The sequence below is a fragment of the Acetobacter sp. DsW_54 genome (genome assembly GCF_002153575.1).
Classification (GTDB): domain Bacteria; phylum Pseudomonadota; class Alphaproteobacteria; order Acetobacterales; family Acetobacteraceae; genus Acetobacter; species Acetobacter fabarum.
Genome location: NZ_JOPD01000037.1, coordinates 1 through 16,547, shown reverse-complemented (window position 1 = coordinate 16,547; position 16,547 = coordinate 1). Strand labels below are relative to the sequence as shown.

Here is a 16,547-nt window from a genome sequence, read left to right as displayed (position 1 = left end):
TTGGGATTGGGATTGGGATTGGGATTGGGATTGGGATTGGGATTGGGATTGGGATTTCTGGGCCAGAGCAGGGTGCGCCACAAGCCAGAATGTGGCTGCCAGCCCTCCGGCAATAGTCCTGCCACCCTTATGTGAACGCACTACCAGCGGGGTATGTGCCAGCACATGCACCCGCCCCGCCAGACCAGACGTGCCGCGCAGAAAATTGCAAAACGAGGCAAAGCCCCGGCGCCACAAAGGCACCCCACGCACTGGCACTGGCGTGGAACAACTGGATAACTCAGCCAAGACTGGCACGGATTCTTGCATCCTCTGGCATAGGGGCAGCCGCCTGCCGCAGGTAAAGACAGGCTAAACCGGTATTTTAAGAAACGAGACAGTTTCGTTTTTATTCTGCGCTCCAGCCTGTGTCAAACGCAAACCCCGGGCCTGAAAAACCACCCCATTGACTGGCCAGAACCTCCGCCACATGCCCACACAAGGGGAGCAAGGCCAACTTACCTAACCTGCGGTGCAGGCCTGTAAGGTAAGGCGAGCGCAACGCCAGCAACACACTGCCGCACACACCACTACGCCATTGGCATTGCGGCCCGCCCGTCCCTGAACTCGCAAATGGCCAGAGCACCGCACGCCCCACAAACACAAAGGGCGGCCCGGAGGAAAACCCCCGAACCGCCCTGTTGTGAACCGATGGTGCTAGCCGATGGTGCTAGCCGATGGTGCTAGCCGATGGTGCTAGCCGATGGTGCGGGCTGTGATTATTCCATCCATTCCGCAATATCGGGGCAGGAACACACAAGATTGCGGTCCCCATATACGTTGTCGATCCGGGCAACGTTGGGCCAGTATTTGGTGGCCGGGTTTACACCGGGGGGGAAGCACGCCTGCTGGCGGCTGTAAGGGTGTTCCCATACCTCTGCCGTAACCGCAGCACCCGTATGTGGTGCGTGGCGCAGCATGGACTGCTCGGCTGTCACCGTACCCTGCTCCACCGCGCGCACTTCTTCACGAATAGCCAGCATGGCATCGCAAAAGCGGTCCAGCTCGGCCTTGCCTTCGGATTCAGTCGGTTCGATCATGAACGTGCCCGCAACGGGAAAACTGACCGTAGGGGCATGGAACCCGTAGTCCACCAGCCGCTTGGCCATGTCATCCACCGTCACGCCCACGTTGTCCTTGATCGGGCGCAGGTCCAGAATGCACTCATGCGCAACCCGCCCCTTGGCCCCACGGTACAGCACCGGATACGCATCGGACAGGCGGCTGACAATGTAGTTGGCATTCAGGATAGCCACCTGCGTTGCGCGCTTCAGCCCTTCATCCCCCATCAGGCGGATATACGCCCATGAAATAGGCAGGATGGAGGCCGAGCCAAACTGGGCAGCACTCACGGCTACATCCACCGCCGCATCCGCCGGATTACCCGGCAGGAACGGGGCCAGATGAGCACGCACACCAATGGGCCCCATGCCCGGACCACCCCCACCATGGGGGATGCAGAAGGTCTTGTGCAGGTTGAAGTGGCTGACATCCCCACCATAATCCGCCGGGCGGGCAAGGCCGACCTGCGCGTTCATGTTTGCGCCATCCACATAAACCTGCCCACCGGCTGCGTGCACCATGTCGCAGATGGCGCGCATGTTTTCTTCAAACACGCCGTGGGTGGAGGGGTAGGTGATCATCACAGCGGACAGGTCCGCCGCGTGGGCTGTAACCTTGGCCTGCATGTCTTCCAGGTCAATGTTGCCTTCACCGTCACATTTGACCACCACCACGCTCATGCCCGCCATCTGGGCGGAAGCGGGGTTGGTGCCATGGGCAGAGGCCGGGATAAGGCACACATTGCGCTCACCCTGCCCGCGCGCACGGTGGTAGGCCCGAATGGCCAGCAGGCCCGCATACTCACCCTGCGCGCCCGAATTGGGCTGGAAGGACACCGCATCATACCCGCTGATCGCGCACAGCCAGCGCTCAAGGTCGGCCAGAAGGCTCTGGTAACCCTGCGCCTGATCAGCCGGGGCGTAGGGGTGCAGGTCACAAAAACCGGGCCACGTAATGGGCAGCATTTCCACCGTGGCGTTCAGCTTCATGGTGCACGAGCCAAGGGGGATCATGGTCCGGTCCAGCGCCAGATCCTTGTCGGACAGGCGGCGCAGGTAGCGCAGCATATCCGTCTCGGACCGGCAGGAACCAAACACCGCCTGCCGCATGAAGGCAGACTGGCGGACCAGCGCTTCCGGCACGGTCGAGGCGGCCTGCTCCAGCTTGAGCGCCATATGCCCCATACGGTCGCGGTCGGTGCAGAACACGGACCAGACATCCAGCACGGTTTTGATTGTGCTGGTTTCGTCCAGACTGATGCCAATGCGCCCAGCCCCTGCATTGCGCAGGTTCATGCCCATTTCGCACGCACGGGCCAGCAGGGCGGCGGCATTGTCGCCCGCATCTACGGTCATCGTGTCAAAGAACGCGGTGGTCTGCACGGTTACGCCAAGTGCGCGCAGGCCCGCAGCCAGTGTGCACGTAAGCCCGTGCACACGCCGGGCAATGGCCTTAAGCCCTTCCGGCCCATGATAGACCGCATACATGCCCGCAATAACGGCCAGCAGCACCTGTGCGGTGCAGATGTTGGATGTCGCTTTTTCGCGCCGGATGTGCTGCTCGCGCGTTTGCAGCGCAAGGCGGTAGGCCGGGCGGCCCTCGCTATCGACCGAAACCCCGACAAGGCGGCCGGGCATGCTCCGCTTATACGCATCGCGCACGGCCATATAGGCGGCGTGCGGGCCACCAAAACCCATGGGCACGCCAAAGCGCTGGGTGGAACCAATGGCAATATCCGCCCCCAGCTCTCCGGGGGAGGCCAGCATGGTCAGGGCCAGCGGGTCGGCGGCCATAATGGCAATGCCACCAGCCGCATGCAGCGCCTGCACACAGGCGCGCGGGTCGGTCAGCTGCCCCGAGGAGCCGGGGTACTGGAACACCGCGCCAAACACGTCTGCCGCGTTCAGGTCCGTTGCCGGGTTGCCCACCTGTATGCAAAAGCCCATGGGCTCGGCACGGGTTTTGAGCACGGCAATGGTCTGGGGGTGGCAGTCCGCATCCACAAAGAACGTGTTGGAGGCGGATTTAGCAACCCGCTTGGCCAGCGCCATGGCTTCCGCCGCTGCCGTGGCCTCATCCAGCAGGGAGGCATTGGCAATGTCCAGCCCGGTCAATTCGGTAACCATGGTCTGGAAGTTCAGCAGTGCTTCCAGCCGCCCCTGGCTGATTTCTGGCTGGTAAGGCGTATAGGCCGTGTACCATGCCGGGTTTTCCAGAATATTGCGCCCGATCACGGCAGGCAGCACCGTGCCGTAATAGCCCTGCCCGATCAGGCTGGTGAGCACACGGTTCTGCCCGGCCAGCGTGCGCAGGTGTGCCAGCACGTCTGTTTCGGTCCAGCCTTCCCCCAGCCCCAGCGGCTGCCCGACCCGAATGGCGGCGGGCAGGGTCTGGGCTGTCAGCTCATCAAGGGAGCTGGCACCCACCGTGCGCAGCATGGCGGCCTGCTCATCTGGCGTGGGGCCAATATGGCGGGCGGCAAAGGCTGCGCCATCGGCCCGAAGCCCTGCAAAAGCGGGCAGGTTTTCAACTTGGGAGAACATGCGAGGAACGATCCTGATACACGCGGGTAAACGCAAAACAACAAGGAACACCCCACCCCGTATGCGCGCACCGGTCTGGCAGGCATACGGGCGCGCCGCTCAGGCGGGCGGGGTGGAGCGGGGCTGCTCAGCCAATAAAGGCGGCGTAGGCCTCGGCATTCATCAGGCCATCAAGCTGTGCGGGGTTGCTCAGGCGGAACTTGACAATCCAGCCCGCACCCTGCGGGTCGGAGCTGACGGTGGAGGGGTCATCGGCCAGAGCGGCGTTGCCTTCCACAATCTCACCATCCACGGGGGCGTAAATGTCGGATGCAGCCTTGACCGATTCCACAACGGCTACGGCTTCACCCGCCTTGACCTGCGTGCCAGCGGGCCGTGTTTCCACAAACACCAGTTCACCCAGCTCATCGGCTGCATGCTGGGTAATGCCCACCACGGCCGTATCACCATCCACGCGCAGCCATTCGTGTTCGCTCGTAAAATACAGGGTCATTGCCTTAATACTCCGTAAGGCCCCAAACCGGGGCCTGCCTGAAAACATGTTGAAAAGGAAAAAAGCGCTTTACCGCTTGAAGCGCGCAGGCACCAAAGGCAGAGCCGCCACGCGGGATGGCACGCCACGCCCGCGCAGTTCCGCCACAAGCTCCGTACCTACAGCGGCATGGGGGGTGGCCACATAACCCATGGCAACCGGGGCCTCCAGCGTGGGGCCAAATGCGCCGGATGTCACCTCGCCCACCTTGTCGGCCAAGGCTTCATCTGCATACAGGGGGGCACCGTGGCGCACGGGGGCGCGGCCGGTTGGCAGCAGGCCCACGCGGCGGCGGGTTACGCCTTTTTCAAGCTGCTCCAGAATAATATCCGCGCCCGGAAAGCCGCCAGCACGTGCGCCACCGGTGCGGCGGGACTTCTGGATAGACCATTCCAGTGCTGCTTCCACCGGGGTTGTGGTTTCATCAATATCGGAACCATACAGGCACAGCCCGGCTTCCAGCCGCAGGCTGTCCCGCGCGCCAAGGCCGATCAGCCTGACCTGCTGGTGCTGGAGCAACTGGCGGGCCACGCGGTCTGCATCCTTGGCGGAGAGCGAGATTTCGTACCCGTCTTCCCCCGTATAGCCCGAGCGCGAGACGATGCAGCGTGCGCCATCAATTTCGAGCATGCACACATCCATAAAGCGCATGGTTGCGGCATCTGCATCAAAGCTGCTCAGCACGTCCTGCGCCAGTGGGCCCTGCAGGGCCAGCAGAGCGCGGTCTTCCAGCTGCTCAACCAGACAGTCGGCCAGATTATCCTGCATATGGGCAAAGTCGGCCTGTTTGCATGCGGCGTTCACTACCAGCAGCAGACATTCTTCCTGCGCGATCACCATCAGGTCGTCCAGAATACCGCCCGATGTGTTGGTGAACTGCGTATAACGCTGCCGGTTGGTTTTAAGGCCCACAATATCGGCAGGGACCAGACGTTCCAGCGCGCGGGCTGCGTCCTCCACATTGCCAGAGCGTGCACGAATACGCACCTGCCCCATGTGGGAGACATCAAACAGACCCACCTGTTCGCGCACATGGCGGTGCTCGGCCATAATGCCATCCGTGTATTGCAACGGCATGGAATAGCCTGCAAACGGCACCATTTTGCCGCCAAAATCCTGATGCAGGGTATGGAGAGGAGTATGGAGGAGAGAAGAATCGGTGCCCATGCACGCCGCCTTACAAAAAAGGCCCAAACTCCGCGCGCACCCCATGCCAAACACAGGACAAAAACACGGAGCTTCGGACCGGACCGTCCGCTGCCCCTTCTGTGCTTTTGCCTGAGATCGCTATCCCGTCGGCGGGTGCGAACGCACCTCTCTCCAGAAGTTTAGAGCGCAGGGTCCTTTTGCCTGAGAGTTTCCGGGGCGGTTGCTCCTTCGGCGCCAGCTTTTTACGGCTGGTCTCTCCCTCTGCGCGGGTGCGACCGTGACATTATTTCCCTTACGAGTCAATCACGGTCGCGGGGTAGATTACGCCTTTGCACCGGGCAGGTGCCGGGCAATATAGGGCGGCAGGTTAAAAGAGCCGGTATGGATTTCTGGCGTCCAGTACTGGGTTTTACCCAAAATACCAGCCTGTTCAGCACGGGCGCGCACAACGGCTGTATCCTGCCCGGCGGGGTTTGGCCCCTTGGAGGCGATGCCCAGAGTCATGAACCCGCCAACATAGGTCGGCACAGCCGCCACATAGGCAGACACATGGGGGAAGTATTTGGCCCGGCGTTCGCTGGTTTCAAACAGTTCATCGGCCTGCATGAAGGGCACACCGCACTGGTTGACAATAAGCCCCTCCGCGCTGAGCACGCGGGCACAGTGTTCGTAAAAACTGTCAGTAAACAGGACTTCACCCACGCCAATGGGGTCTGTGCTATCCACAATAATCACGTCAAAGGAGCCATCGGCTGCTTTGGCAACGTAATCAATCCCGTCGCCCACAATCACTTCAGCGCGCGGGTTGGTCCAGGCATCACCCGCAATGGAGGGCAGGTGCTGTTTGGAAAGTTCGATGACTGCGCCATCAATTTCCACCATCACGGCTTTTTCCACGCCGGGGTGTTCCAGCACACGGCGCAACACGCCACCGTCACCCGCGCCAATAATCAGCACCCGGCGCGGAGCCTTGTGCGTAAACAGCGGCACGTGGGTCAGCATTTCCTGATAAACGAATTCATCCCGTTCGGTAATCTGCACCACGCCATCAAGCAGCAGGACGCGACCGTGAGAATCGCTTTCAAATACAACAATATCCTGAAACGGGCTTTTAACGCGCGCCAGTTCCCGAACAACACGGAAGCGCTGGCCCCAGTTGTCGTACAGGGTTTCTTCAATCCAGTTTTCAGCCATCTCAGCCATCCTTGCCATGCACGGCACGGCGGCCCTGCCCAATGCCTGGGCAAAGCCGCCGTTCAATACCGATAAAGAGGAAGTTTGCGCTTGATCCGCGCGGGCTTTTTTAAGCCTGCACGCGGCCGCGACGCTCTTCGCTTACGTCCAGTTGCTCGGCCTGAAACAGGCTCTGCATAACCGGAATAGCCAGATGCGGGTCGCATGCGCCACACATGAAAATGTCGACCGCAGCAAAGTTGCGTTCGGGCCATGTGTGGATGGAAATATGGCTTTCAGCCAGCACAACAACGCCAGATACACCGCCATTGGGTGTAAAATGGTGGAAATGGCTGTGCAGAATGGTTGCCCCTGCCGCCAGAGCCGCTTCACACAGGGTGCTGTCGATTTTCGCGGGGTTGTCCAGATTAGTGGCCCCCCACATATCAACCAGCAGGTGTGTCCCTGCAAATTTTTCGCCGTCTTTTTCGACGAAATAATCTTTACGGTCATCATCTTCAAATGTGACCGGAACAGAAATTGCCTGGTTATTGCTCGGGAGTTCCGAGACCATCCCCAGTTGAGCAAGTGCGTTCATTGACGTACCCCCAAACCAGTAGACAGCCTGTTGGGCGAAATTAATCGCCCCCTTGGGCCAAGAGCGCGCTAACTAGGGCTTTTTACCCCTTGGGTGCAAGAACTATTTTGGGTCTTTAACAGATTTGTCAAATGTCGATGGCAGGCCATACCCACCAAGGGAGACAACCGGCCCTTTTTGCGCCTGCCTGAGAAGGGCCGCAAACCGGGCCTGCCGTTCCGCCCCAAGGGCACGCCCAGCCACCCATGCGCGCAGGCTGTGCAGGGTTTCCATATCCCCTGCCGCAGCGGCATCCGTTGCCAGACGAATCACAAGGTCGCGCTGCGGGGGGCTTAGCTCGCCCTGCTCTGGCAGGGTGCGGCTGGCAAGGCGGCCCACAACCAGCACGGCCTGTGCCCATTGCTGGTCCTGCTCATACAGGGCCCCACGCACGGACAGGCCTGCATCCGATTCATCCTCGGCCAGAAGGGCCTGTGCGCCCTCGCGGTTGCCGCTGGCGGCGGCCAGTCTGGCCTCATCATACCTGCGGCGGGCGGCAAGGTCTTCCGGCAGGTCAGCCAGTGCGCTGCGCTCAAGCGCGCGCAGGGCAAGCGGGCGCTGGTTGCCCTGCAATGCAGCCTGCGCAAGCTGTTCTTCAATATCAGCCCGCATCAGCGGTTCTATGGCCAGCACATCGGCCTGCTGCAAAACCGGTATGGCCTGCCCGAACTGCCCCATGGCCATAAGCTGCCGCCCAAGCCCGGCCAGCAGTTTGGCCTTGAGCGGGTCATCTGGCACCAGCCCCATGCTGGCCCTTGCCAGTGCCAGCTGCTGGGCGCGGTCTGTAGCGGGGGGAACATTGGGCACAGCCCCGCGCCCGCCCCGCTTCCGCCCCACGGCGCCGTGGCTGCCATGGGCGGGCGTGCCCTGCGCTGCATCGGCGTGGGGTGGGCCAAACACCAGCGCAAACAGCACCGTGCGCCATGCTGCATCCAGCTTGTCCTGCGGTGCCAGCTCGGACGCACCCAACCCACTCAGCACACCCGCAGCGCGCACGGCCTGCCCGCTACGGGCTAGAGCCTGCGCGTAAACCAGCCGCAAGGCGGGTACAATATTCATCTCACCCTGTTGGGCATTGGGGGCCACCCTGCTCCCTTCGGCCACCTGCGCGGCCAGAATCTGGGCATAGGCCTGTGCGGCCATATCCGGCCCGATCTGGTCATGCGCCAGCAAAAAGCCGACCAGCTCGGCCCGGGCCATGTCGGCCATGCGGTCATTACCCGAAGCGGTCAGGTTTTCCAGTGCAACACGCGCGCTTTCGGGTTCCGTGCCGCGGGCCTGCACCATAATGCGCGCAAGGCTGTATGCCGGGTCATCTGGCAGGGAGCCCAGCACTGCGCGCTCATCCGGCCCGCCAAACTGGGCCAGATACTGCGTAACCCGCAGCATAAGCCCCGCACGGACTGGTGCGGGGTACTGTTCCAGCCGTGCGTAACCACGCGCCAGCAAAACGGATGTGGGCACGCTCCCTGCACCGCTGAGCATAAAATACGCGCCACGCCATAGCACCATGTCTGGCCCAAAGGCCCAGTCCGCACTGGCCAATGGGGCGGCTCCGGCCATGTCCCCACTAAGCAGGGCCGCACAGGCGCGCAGGGCCTGCACACCCGGCCCCGGCCAGCCGCCACGCACCACACCGCCCACATCGGCCGCACTGCTGCCATCATGCCCGCTGTGCTCGGGCAGGGCACGCAGCAGCTCCCATGCCTGCTGGGGGTACCCTGCGGCAAAGGCCGCCTGTGCCGCCGCCACCCGCATGGCCCACATGGTAATGACTACCGCCTCCGGCTGGCCCGCCAGAACGGTTGCGGGGTCTCCCGCTGCCTGGCCCAGACTGTCGCGCGCTTTGCGCCACTTCTGCAACAGCAGGGGAGTGGGTTCATCCCGCAGGCCGAGCCAGAACCAGTCCTGCCCCTGCCGCACGCTGGCACTGGGGGGCGGAGCAGGCAGGCCAACCGGCACGGGCTGGCCGGCTATGGCCTCCAGCACCGGCCCGCTGGGCGTAGGCTGCATGAAAAGCTGCGCCGAATCCGCTGCAACCACCACCCCCAACACCGCCGGGCGCACGGCATACCCCACGGCCGAGCGCGGCTGCAAAGGGGTTTCCACCTGCCGGGTCGTCGCCACAAACAGCCTGCCCCCGGTTGCGGGGTCGGGCAGGGTAACAACCCGACCGGGCTGGCTTTGTGCAAACAGGATGCGGGCAGGGAGGGGCACCATCTGCACCGCTGGCGTAGCGGGGTGCGCGCCAGCCGAAGCCCCATGCCCCCCGCCATTCCCCGCAGGGCTACCCACACGTGCACCACACCCATCCGGGCGACCGGGCTGAACGGCGCAGAGCAGCCAGCCCGCCTTCTGGCGCAGCACGGCAATATGCGGGTGATCTGGCAGGTAAATCCGGAGCAGGGTTGCACCGTTCAGGGCCACGCTCTCCCGCCGGTCGAACATACCGCCCTCGCCAGGCAGGTGGAACAGGGCTGGCAGGGCGCGGTCCACCACCACCATCAGTTCCGGCCCGGACCAGAATGCCGCAAGCCCGGTTGTGCTCTCCGCTGGCAGGAACAGGCCCGGTGCCACATCAGCCACGCGGGGCAGGGCATCGGCCTGTACGCTGGTAACCGGCAGGGCGTGCAGCCCGTCGGAGCGGGGCACATCCTGCACGGCGGGGGGTGTGGCACGCAGGGGGGCGGCCTGCACGCAGAGGGCAAGCCCTGCCAGCATGGTGCCAAGCAGCATGGCCCGCCCCAGACCCGTGCGGGCCTGCCGGGCTGGGGCCGCCGTAGCCCCGGCACCACGGGCAACCGGGCCGGACATGCGCGCACCCTGCCCACCGCAGGCCCCTGCCTGCTGGTTTACCCGGTTGTCTGCCTGCCTTGTGTCTGCCACGTTCCCTGCCTGTGTCTTGTGGTACCGGCCAGCCCGGCCCACACCTGTTAGCACGCGCGGGCAGTGCACCCCGTGCGCCAGCCCCATGCCCGGTATTTACCCCAGCATGACAAAAACCAACATGGGCTGCTAGAACAACAGGGGCGTTTTGGCCAGCACCCCCAGCCCCGCCACCACAGGAGCGGCCCATGCTTGACCGTTTTACCAGTATGCAGGTTTTCGTTAAGGTGGTGCAGCTTGGCAGCTTTAGCGCGGCAGCGCGGGCACTTGCCCTCTCCCCCACCATGGTGACCAAGCATGTCACCACGCTGGAAGACCGGCTGGGCGTAACCCTGTTCCGCCGCAGCACACGCCACCTCTCGCTCACCGAGGCAGGGCGCCTGTTTCTGGAAGGTAGCCAGCGTATTCTGGCGGACATGGAGGACATGGAGCTTACCGTAAGCGAGCAGCGGCACGAAGCCCGCGGCCACCTGCGGCTGAATGCGCCTGTCTCCTTTGCCATACGCTACGTGGCCCCCTACCTGCCCGAGTTCAACCGCCTGCACCCGCACGTAAGTGTTGAACTGGGGCTGAACGACCGCACAGTGGACCTGATAGACGAAGGCTGGGACCTGACCCTGCGCATACGCAAAATGCCGTCCAGCACACTGCGCAGCCGCAGGCTGGCCACCATTCGCATGGTGGTGTGCGCAGCCCCTGCATACCTGGAGCGTGCGGGCACCCCCACCCGGGTGGAAGAGCTCAGCCAGCACCAGTGCCTTGGCTACACGCTAAGCGGCACCAACAGCGCCAGCCGCTGGAGCTTTGGAGAAAAAGGGGAAAAAACGGTGCCTGTTTCCGGCCCGCTCAGCGCCAATAATGGCGATGTCCTGCGTGAAGCGGCACTGGCGGGTGAAGGCATTGTGTACCAACCGGTTTTTGTTGTGAGCGAGGAGTTGCGCACAGGCCGCCTGCGTGCGCTCACACTGGACCTGCCCCCCGTACCGGGGCCGGACCTGCACGCGGTTTATGCACCGGGGATTAGCGTATCCCTTAAAATCCGCGCCATGATTGATTATCTGAGCCAGTGCTACACCCCCACTCCGCCGTGGGAACAGGCACTGGCGCACACCCCGTAAAAACCACAAACACAGGGCAGGCTACGGGCCAGACACAACAGGCCTGACCCGCCCGCATCATACGCCAGCCAGAGCCTGCTCAATGGCGGCCAGTTCTGTGGCAGAGAACGCCACGTTCTCCAGCGCGGCCAAAGTTTCGTCCAGTTGCTGCACGTTTCTGGCCCCGATAATGGCTGATGTGACAACCGGGTTGCGCAGCGTCCATGCCACAGCCATTTGCGCCAAGCTCTGCCCGCGGGCCTGTGCCAGCTCATCCAGCCTGCGCACGGCCTTGAGCACCTGCGGGGTTATGGCCGCCTGATCCAGAAAACGGCTTGTAGCCGCGCGGGATTCGGCAGGAATACCCCCCAGATATTTGCGGGTCAGCACCCCTTGCGCCAGAGGGGAGAAAATAACACACCCAACCCCAAGCTCCTCCAGCGCAGGCAGAAGCTCGGCCTCTATGCCCCGGTTCAGCAGCGAATATGCGGGCTGGTGCACAAGCAGGGGAACGCCCGCAGAGCGCAGAATAGCCTCGGCCTCCCGCGTGCTGGCGGCATCGTAGGAGGAAATCCCCACATAAAGCGCCTTGCCCTGCCTGTGGGCCTGAACCAGCGCGCCTATGGTTTCCTCCAGCGGCACATCGGGGGTTGGGCGATGGGAATAAAAAATATCCACATAGTCCACCCCCATGCGCTTCAAACTCTGGTTGAGGGAGGAGAGCAGATATTTGCGTGACCCGCCATTGCCATAGGGGCCGGGCCACATATCCCACCCCGCCTTGGTGGAAATGACCAGTTCATCACGGTAGGGGTGCAGGTCTTTTTGCAGAATACGCCCGAAGTTTTCCTCTGCCGAGCCATAGGGCGTGCCGTAGTTGTTGGCGAGGTCAAAATGCGTCACGCCCCGGTCAAACGCCCGGCGGATGGTGGCGCGGCCGGTTGCAAAGGCGTCCGTATCCCCAAAATTGTGCCACAGGCCAAGAGAAATACGCGGCAGGTCCAGCCCGGAATGCCCACAACGCCGGAAGTCTGCCTGCTCATACCGCGTGGCGGAAGGTTGCCAGTTCATTGAATTACACGATCCTTTTTTGGTAAAAATGGAAAAATCTTTATTCCGTCTTGCGTTTTATACCGCCAGAGCCACACGCCCGCCATGTGGTTCGCAAAAGGTGCTCTCCAGCCACACAGGGGCCACCCGCACGCGCAACACGCTCCATGCCAGCACGTAAGCCAGACTGCACCCACCCAGAATAACCGGCATGGGCACAAACCCGCTGGCCCACAGAATGGACGCCCCACCAAGGTTGCCGCAGAACGCGCCAATACCCGTAGCCCGGCCAACCAGGCTGGCTGGCAGCCAGTCCGTAACCACCCCAAACAGGTTACTGGCAAAAACCTGATGCGCCATAAGCGCCACGGTAAACAGGAACAGGCCAACAGCCAGAGACGTTGTGAAAAACACAAACATCATTGGAACAACGCACAGGGCTGCCGTGCCCATAACAATACGGCGCGCCTGCTCCTGCGACCCCACGTAAGGGCGCAGAAGCCCCGGCAGAATACCCCCGCAGAATGCCCCAATACCCGCACCAATATAAACCGTGCCCGATGCCCCGCTCATGCCCCGCATGCTCAGGCCAAAATGGGAATGAAAAATATCGGGCAGCCAGCTCAGCAACAGCCACCATGTAGCATCCGAGAGCACCTTGCTAATGGAAAACGCCACCACAACCCGGCGCACCGCCGGGTCCCGCAGCCGCGCCGTGGTGGCACCATCCGCCTGTTGCGGCCCAGCCGGGCCAAGGACCACCGGCCCCCGGAGCTGCCAGAACAGGGCCAGCACAAGCCCAACCCCGCCCAGCCCCACCACAAGAGCGCGCCAGCCAAGCAGGGGCAGAACCAGCGCAACCAGCAGGGGGGTCAGCACCGCTGCCACATTGGGTGTGGCGTTGAGAATGCCAATAACCTTGCCGCGCTGGGAGCGTGGAACAGCCAGCGCAATAAACTTCATCATGCTCGGGGTGCCTGCCCCCTCAAACGCGCCAAGGCCCGCGCGGATCAGCACAAAATCCCGCACGGAGGAGGCAAAGGCGTGCAGTACGGTCAGCAGGCTCCAGCCTGTCAGGGCTACACCCAGTGTGCGCTTTGGCCCGGCCCAGTCCACCAGCCACCCCGCCGCCAGCAGGCTGCATGCCGCAGCAACCTGCGTCCATGCGGCAATGCTGGCGTAATCGCGCGCCGTCCAGCCAAATGTCTGGTCCAGAACGGGCTTGAGCAGCGCAATAATCTGCCTGTCTGCTGCGGCTACCACAATAATGGAGCACAGCAGCAAGGTGGTCAAAACCTGCGAAGGACGGGGGGAGAGTGCGTTCCCTGCCATGTTCAGAAATCCTTACGCAGAACAAAGCCACCATAACGGCCGTAATCACGCGGGATGGAGCTGGTCACACCGCCCAGTGCGCCATATGCCATGTAGGAGGCATAATGCGTGTTAATGGCGTTGCGCATGACAAGTGAAAGCTGGAGCTTGAGCTTTTTGTCCTGCAACGTGGTGCTCATGTTCCATATGCCATAAGCCTTCTGCACCGTGTCTGGCGTTTCGGTCAGGGCAAACTGCGTGCGGCTCTGCCACGTGTAGTCACTGTCCACCGATAGGGTGAAGCGGTTGTTCAGGCTTTTTGTGTAATCCGCATTCAGCACAAACTTCCAGCGTGGTGCAAAAGGCAGGGGCTGGCCGTTAACATTGCACGATGCAGGGGCACCAGCAGGGCAGTTAAACTTGTCCACCACAGCGTAGGTGTAAGCAAAGTTACCGCCCAGTGTCAGCCCCGGCAGGGTGCGCACGGCCACATCCCCTTCCACCCCCTTGGAGGAGACAGACCCGGCATTGATCATGCGGTAAACCGCACCACCGGCTACGTTATCCAGAAAATTGGCCTGATAGTTGGAGAAGTTTTCAATAAATGCGGCAAGGTTTGCCGTAACCCGCCGGTGCAGGAACTGGGATTTAAGCCCCAGTTCAAAACTGTTGTTCTGCTCGGGTTTAAGCACCTGCGCATCTGTTGCCTGCATATTGAAAAACGTATTGTAGGCAGGCCCCTTATACCCATGCGAATAGGTAAAATAGGCATGAATGTCAGGCTTAATGTCATATTGCAGGCCAATGCGGTCCACGTACCCATTCTGCGACGTGGAACCGGAGGACGCATAGGACGGGCGAATACCCGTTACCGCCACGGCAGATGTGGATCTGCGTGACATGTCATACCCCAGATCGTCACGCAGCAGGCGCAGGCCCAGAATAGCCCGGAAGTTTTTTGTAAAGTTCAGGTTCCCTTCAGCAAAAACGGCATAGTTGTTGTTGGTTATGCCATAATGCGACTGGCCGTAAGCCGTGCCCTGCCCGTTTTGCGAAAGGGTGCGGCTATAGACCTCCCGGTCCACCCCGTGCAGGTAGTAAAACCCGGCAACATAATCAAAAAAATGTCCACGGGGGGAGGCAATGCGCACTTCCTGCGATGCCTGCCAGAAGTTCAGCTTACCGTGGTCCCGCACCTCGGGCAGGGTGGCGTACACGCCGGACAGGCCATCGTAATCCTGATCCTGAATATTCTGCCACTGCCTGTAGGCGGAAATGGAAGTGAGCTTGTACCCACGCCCAAGTTCGCGATCGACCGTTGCGGAAAAACCACCAGTATGGTCCACAGAGCGGCTTTGCGTATTATTGCTGACCGAGGTGTTGTTCTTGGAAGGTGTAACCCCCTCCCCCACCAGTGCCGAAGCCAGTGCGGGGTTGGTTTTGACCGCTCCCGTAGGGTACGCCACCTGATTGGTGGAGGTATAAACCCCCGTTGGCACCAGATCGTTCTGGTACATGTAATCCAGCCCGAATGTGACCTGTGTTTCCTCATCCGGGGTCCAGAGGAACTTGCTGCGCGCACCACGGTGTTCGTAGCCATTCACCGTGGTGCTGTTGGCCAGATTTTTAACATTCCCGTCAAAACCACCGACCAGAAAAGACGCATTGGCAACCAGCTTGGACGGAACAAGCGTGCCCGTAGCCCCCCCGGTCAGCCGGTATTCGTTCCCCGAAAAATAGGAGGCCTCCGCAAAAGCATGGAAGTCCGCCGTAGGCTGCCGGGTAACAATATTGACCGCCCCGGCAGAGGCGTTTTTACCAAACAGCGTGCCCTGTGGCCCCCGCATGACCTCTACATGGTCAAGGTCCAGAATATCGGCCGTGGCCTGCCCGGGCCGGGCCAGCACCACCCCGTCCAGCACGGTGGATACGGACGGCTCCACCCCCGGAGAGGTCGCAATGGTGCCTATGCCGCGCACAAAGGTTGCCCGGTCCTTGGATGAGGAATTGGCCCGGAAGTTGGCGGAAGGGATAAATTCAAAAATGCCCTGCAGGTCATGCACGTTATCCCGCGTGGCCTGTTTGGCGGAATAGACCGATGTGGCCACAGGCACCTTCTGCAACGGTTCGCTACGCCTGCGCACGCTAACGGTTACATCCTCCGCCTGCCCGGCCTCGAGCGCTGAATGGTTGGGGGAGGTTTTTTTGCTGGCGGGGGTCTGTAACTGCGCCTGTGCGGTGCCAGCAACCATGGCGCAACCAAGGGACGTCACCGAGACATTCAGAACAATACGGCGCAGGTTCGAAGGCAGGGTGAGCATTCTGTTTTCCACTACATTTGGAAGTTTAAATATGATTCGACTCTTAAATAACGATACAATTCCGTCATAACGTCAAGATTAAACTATCACGTGTTGTTGTTAATTAGAATTTAGTATATTCAACGATCTTATATCGCCATAATGCGAGTCAGAAACGGGGTTTCCCGCCCCTTAATCCACGCTTAACATTGTGGGAATGCCCAGTGCCTGAAAGAAAAATATGTTCCAGAACAACACATTAGTGACGTTTTGGAACAATTCCCTCTTCCGCCGCCCATAATCCACCATTTTTTGGTGTTGTTTTTTAAGGAATGCTCGAATGTCTCTCGGTCTGGTAGAAAAAACGGCATCACCAACCGTTACAAAGCTTGGTGGTCAAATTGGTGCGGAAATCAGGGGTATTACCCTGTCCCCCGATCTGGACGAGGCCAGCATCGCGTTCATTTACAACGCCATGCTGGAACACAAGGTGATCTTCTTTCGCAAACAGTCACTGACCAGCGCACAGCAGGAGGACCTTGGCGCACGGTTTGGCACGCTTGTGTCCCACCCCACGGTTTCCAGCGCGCAGGGCACAAAACATATTTTTGAGCTTAAATCACGCAAGGGCCGGGCTGCCAACACATGGCATGCCGACATGACCTTCATGGCCTCCTACCCCAAAGCGTCCATCCTGCGGTGCATACGCCCCGCCCCTTACGGCGGGGCCACCCTGTGGGCCAACACCGCCACGGCGTACCGTTCCCT

Annotated in this window: 11 protein-coding genes and 1 riboswitch; of the genes, 2 read left to right on the top strand and 9 right to left on the bottom strand. The window is 61.3% G+C overall.

Features of this window, described 5'->3' with window-relative positions:
• Positions 1-758 precede the first annotated feature (758 nt).
• The 6 genes from gcvP to HK20_RS11960 form a co-directional block, all read right to left on the bottom strand.
• Positions 759-3,644, bottom strand: a complete 2,886-nt coding sequence (gcvP, locus tag HK20_RS11985) for an aminomethyl-transferring glycine dehydrogenase (RefSeq protein WP_086647274.1) — start codon at positions 3,642-3,644, stop codon at positions 759-761.
• A gap of 127 nt (positions 3,645-3,771) precedes the next feature.
• A complete protein-coding gene (gcvH, locus tag HK20_RS11980) occupies positions 3,772-4,137 on the bottom strand; it encodes a glycine cleavage system protein GcvH (protein ID WP_086647277.1) in 366 nt (121 codons plus the stop codon).
• Positions 4,138-4,206: 69 nt separating this feature from the next.
• A complete protein-coding gene (gene gcvT / locus HK20_RS11975; protein WP_086647273.1) occupies positions 4,207-5,343 on the bottom strand; it encodes a glycine cleavage system aminomethyltransferase GcvT in 1,137 nt (378 codons plus the stop codon).
• A gap of 162 nt (positions 5,344-5,505) precedes the next feature.
• Positions 5,506-5,596, bottom strand: a riboswitch (glycine riboswitch).
• Between the two features lie 50 nt (positions 5,597-5,646).
• Positions 5,647-6,519, bottom strand: a complete 873-nt coding sequence (gene speE, locus HK20_RS11970) for a polyamine aminopropyltransferase (protein ID WP_086647276.1) — start codon at positions 6,517-6,519, stop codon at positions 5,647-5,649.
• A 109-nt stretch (positions 6,520-6,628) separates the two neighbouring features.
• Entirely contained in the window at positions 6,629-7,096 is a 468-nt protein-coding gene (gene speD / locus HK20_RS11965) for an adenosylmethionine decarboxylase (RefSeq protein WP_086647272.1), read from the bottom strand.
• Positions 7,097-7,198: 102 nt separating this feature from the next.
• On the bottom strand, positions 7,199-10,108 hold the full coding sequence (locus HK20_RS11960; RefSeq protein WP_086647271.1) for a hypothetical protein: 2,910 nt from the start codon (positions 10,106-10,108) through the stop codon (positions 7,199-7,201).
• A 101-nt stretch (positions 10,109-10,209) separates the two neighbouring features.
• Between HK20_RS11960 and HK20_RS11955 the strand changes: the two genes are divergently transcribed.
• A complete protein-coding gene (locus HK20_RS11955) occupies positions 10,210-11,139 on the top strand; it encodes a substrate binding domain-containing protein (RefSeq protein ID WP_086647270.1) in 930 nt (309 codons plus the stop codon).
• Between the two features lie 57 nt (positions 11,140-11,196).
• On the opposite strand, the gene HK20_RS11950 is transcribed toward HK20_RS11955, so the two are convergent.
• From HK20_RS11950 to HK20_RS11940, 3 genes are read right to left on the bottom strand one after another with little or no spacing between them, the layout of a single operon-like run.
• Positions 11,197-12,189 (bottom strand): aldo/keto reductase, encoded by a 993-nt coding sequence (locus tag HK20_RS11950; protein WP_086647269.1) that lies wholly within the window; start codon positions 12,187-12,189, stop codon positions 11,197-11,199.
• 57 nt (positions 12,190-12,246) lie between these two features.
• Complete coding sequence (locus HK20_RS11945) at positions 12,247-13,500, bottom strand: MFS transporter (protein WP_086647268.1); 1,254 nt, start codon at positions 13,498-13,500, stop codon at positions 12,247-12,249.
• A gap of 2 nt (positions 13,501-13,502) precedes the next feature.
• Positions 13,503-15,800, bottom strand: a complete 2,298-nt coding sequence (locus HK20_RS11940) for a TonB-dependent receptor (RefSeq protein ID WP_233129204.1) — start codon at positions 15,798-15,800, stop codon at positions 13,503-13,505.
• A gap of 319 nt (positions 15,801-16,119) precedes the next feature.
• On the opposite strand from HK20_RS11940, the gene HK20_RS11935 reads away from it, so the two are divergent.
• On the top strand, positions 16,120-16,547 hold a 428-nt coding region (locus HK20_RS11935), incomplete at its 3' end, for a TauD/TfdA family dioxygenase (protein WP_143296508.1).